This is a genomic window from Pseudanabaena sp. CCNP1317 (assembly GCF_034931345.1).
In the GTDB taxonomy this organism is placed as follows: Bacteria; Cyanobacteriota; Cyanobacteriia; order Pseudanabaenales; family Pseudanabaenaceae; genus Pseudanabaena; species Pseudanabaena galeata.
Genome location: NZ_JAYGIF010000173.1, coordinates 1 through 3,770 on the forward strand (window position 1 = coordinate 1; position 3,770 = coordinate 3,770).

A 3,770-nucleotide genomic window follows, 5' to 3' on the forward strand; every position below is an offset into this window, starting at 1 on the left:
CAGATGTTCATGTAACTTTTCGCAAAATACGCTAATCTCTTTCATAGGGGTTTTATTTGTGATGTGGTTATCTTTTATAAAACCCCTTCCTGTCTACTTTTGCAACTTTTTGTCCTGTACTAAGGTTTGAGTTATTAAATAAAATAGAACAGAGGTCATTGCTTTTACCTCCAGAACAAGGAAGTCCAGTTTTAGCCCATATAAAAAGTTTTCGCGGAAACGCCCATTTCTTCTCAGGAGGACCGCAGCAAGCAATTATAGAGTTGGAAGCAGCCATCAAAATTATTGAGCAAATCAACTCCCCACAATTAATCTTTTTTCTTCTCTCGAATGTTTTTCAAGCTTTTGCCAGCAAACTGGACTTGGGCGAGTTTGACGAAGCGCTTGTCCTGATTCAGCCCTATGTAGACAATATTGATCGGTACAAGTGTACAAATCACCCACGCTTTCAGCAATGGTTCACTGTTTATCCACAATTAGCTCAATCTTTCATACTTGTTATGGAACTAGAGCATGATGCTTCGGGAGCATTGACTGAAGAGGCTTATGAGGTTATTACAAATAGCTCATTATATATGTCTGACACTTCAAGATGCTGTGCTTGCCTGTATCTTGGATTTATATGCGTCATGAATAAAAGATTCGATCAATCTCTGGAGATATACAATACAACCTTGAAATTTACTCGTGAAATTAGGCACAAACATCTAGAAGGTAAAGCCATGTATGGACTTGCAGAAACCTATCGAAATATAGGAGATCTACCTAAGGCGAAAGAGCTCTGTTTGCAAGCGAAGGATATATTAACAAAGATAGAATCAAAGTTAGATCTGGCTAAGGTATTAGTAGAAGAAGCTCTGATTGCCCGTGAGATGCAGGAGCATGGTTATGATGATAATTTTGAAAAGGCGATCGCACTTTTTACAGAATTAAATGCTCCCAAACAAGTAGAAAGAGTCAGAAAATTAATGGGCTAATTTGTAAGCGGTAGTTTACCAAGGATGCGTTACATTTCATGAACGCATCCTCCAAGATTGGCGATCGGGTTAACAAGTAAGTTATGGGAATTAAATGTAGGATGGGTTAGCGATCGCGTAATCCAGACTCTTTAAAACTACTTAGTTGCATTACTTTTCCATTTGTTGCCCATATTCTTCAATTTCCCCGCAGATATTCCCTGTCCGCCACCAGCTCCTGTGACTGTTAGACCACTAATGGTAGAGGTTGTCCACGCTTCGGGTGATTTGAGGATCGTCTGTAATTCCATTTGATTGATCGTTTTAGCTTTTTCTTGGGCAACCGAGGCTTTACCAACGCCGCTCAATTCGTGAATAAAGATACCCGTGACAGAGGGATTTTTCCGTAATTCGGGTAACTCGGCTGTCCAAAACACAGACCCCGTACCCGTACCCGTAGGCACATACACATGTACCTCACCAGTAGCTTTAGCGGCAAAGTTGGCACTCACTGCCGCCCAGACGTTAAAAGATCCTCCCCACTGCATATACGAGTTGTTGTCGTTCAGTAAAAGATCGCCGTTGACGTTCTTCAAATCCGCATTGCCGCCTTCAAGTGCCCCAACCGCAAAGAGATCTAACAAAGCGCCCATGCTTGTCCGATTTAGAGGTGTTCCACCACCAGCTACGCTCATTTGCTCGTTTAACTCTCGGCTGTTGGCGGCAGGTCGTCCGATGTTAATATTGCTCCATAAAGTGACATTATTAACTTGTAATTCTTCACCCTGATCGGTTTCAACGAGTTCAGTTAGAAACTCTATATCTTGTCTGAAGGCTTCTAATTTGGCTAACTGTATTTCAGTCACATCAACTGCTTTGGCTCTTTCGGAGTCCTTGCCCCAATTGATCTCGTTCCAGCGAGGTAACAAGACCTCATGGCGTTTCATCGCCGACGAAAACCTTTGCCAGATGAGAGCCATTTCACCTTCAGGTATTTTACGTTTCACCATTTTACGGAGCTCTTGCTCAAATCTTTCCTTATATTTTTTGTTTCGGTTAATAGTCTCGAGGGCGGCTTCTTTAGGTGTTTTCGTTGCGACTGGGGTCTCCTCCCCATCGCGCTGGATTTCTGGCGATCGCTGCACTGCTCCTCCATTCTGCTGCACCACATGAGTCAACTCATGGGCGATCAACTCCTGCCCACCTCGACTACTCGGCTCATACGCCCCCTGCCGAAAGAACACATCTTGCCCTGTCGTAAAGGCCTTCGCTTGAATTGATTGATTTAATTGATCGGATTGTGAATCTGTATGTACTTTTACGCCACTAAAGTCTGCTCCCATCGCCTGTCCCATAGATCTTTGCAGGTTTGCAGCTAGTGGCTGACCGCCACCTCTTGCGCTTTGAATTGATGTCTCCAACTCTGTTGATGCATCACCTCCACCTACATTTTCGCGCCTTTGTAGCGGCTTCTTTCGCAGTTTATTGCCCTGTGGCAATGCATCTCGTTGGATAGATTGATTTTGGATCGGTGTATTAATTTGTTGAACGACTTTTGAAGCAGTATCATCAGCTTCTTTTTCGTATTTATCGTTTGGTTCGCCGATCGCTAATTTTGCTTGGATTAAACGATTTTGCGCGATCGCTTTCAATCGATTCTCAGGCTTCCTTTGCAGTGAGGATGCTGGCTCTGGGGGTGGTGAATTAATTAGTCTTTCTAATATATTTGGAGAATATTTTTGTTGATGCTCACTCTTTTCTGTTTTTTCTGTTGAAGGAGATTCAGTCGAGACTGCTTCAATGGGAGCAAATGGTCTGGTTTGAAGATTTAGAGTTGTAGGTGCTACGGAACTTGTAATTTTAGGAGAGTTTTCGTGATTAGATTTCATGCCAAAATAGCTCTTCTACTATTGAATTAAATACAATCAGAGCAAATTTATATTGATAAACTTAAAAATTTGGCAATACTAGAATTTTAATATCCTGAAAAACAGTGGACAACTTTAATTATGAATAGCCATCCACTAGGAGTGTTAATAACAACGGGACTTGTACTTACCTATCAATTATTAAGAAAACAAAAATACAGCAATCTATTACTAGATTAGATGTCTTTTTCTATTCACTTAATAATTCCTATTCCCAATATTTATAATAACATATAAAAGTTAAGTCATGATTCATTTTCTGATCGATTCTTTTTAGAGTAAAGCTGTTGAATTGTTGTAAAAAGTAGATTTAACTTAATCGGTTTACTTATGTAGCCATCTGCTCCTGCGGCGAGACATTTTTCGCGACCGCCTATCATCGCTGAGGCAGTAGTAGCGATAATAGGCATAGTAAAACCTTTGCTGCGGATATATTTAATCGCTTCAAGACCATCCACTTCTGGCATTTGGATATCCATTAGGATTAAGTCTGGCGGCTCTATTTGTACTAGATTGATAGCCTGTTTTCCATTTCTAGTAATTTTTAGTCGAAAACCTTTGGCTTCTAGATAGTTAGTAAGCATTAAGATACTGTCTTCGTTGTCTTCAGCTAACAGAACTAGAGGGAGGTCGCGATCACTATCAATTATTTCGCTTGGAGATGGTGAGATATCTGCTAGTTTTTGAGGCTGTAGAGATATGTTGCTTGAGTAGGGAAGTGCGATCGCAAAGCGACTACCCACACCTAATTCACTTGTAGCACTGACATATCCACCATGCAATTCGACTATCTTTTTGACTAAGGCTAATCCTAAACCAGTACCATCATATTGGCGATTGAGAGGGCTATCAATTTGGATAAAAGGTTGAAATAGCTTTTGTAAGT

Annotated in this window: 3 protein-coding genes; 1 reads left to right on the forward strand and 2 read right to left on the reverse strand. The window is 41.0% G+C overall.

Going from position 1 to position 3,770, the window contains the following annotated elements; translation table 11 throughout:
* Positions 1-158: 158 nt before the first annotated feature.
* A complete protein-coding gene (locus tag VB775_RS26155) occupies positions 159-977 on the forward strand; it encodes a tetratricopeptide repeat protein (RefSeq protein ID WP_281009522.1) in 819 nt (272 codons plus the stop codon).
* A gap of 137 nt (positions 978-1,114) precedes the next feature.
* On the opposite strand, the gene VB775_RS26160 is transcribed toward VB775_RS26155, so the two are convergent.
* Positions 1,115-2,845, reverse strand: coding sequence for an eCIS core domain-containing protein (locus tag VB775_RS26160; protein WP_281009523.1), 1,731 nt, complete (start codon positions 2,843-2,845; stop codon positions 1,115-1,117).
* Between the two features lie 284 nt (positions 2,846-3,129).
* Positions 3,130-3,770 (reverse strand): response regulator (locus VB775_RS26165; protein WP_323217160.1); only part of this gene is annotated, 641 nt, incomplete at its 5' end.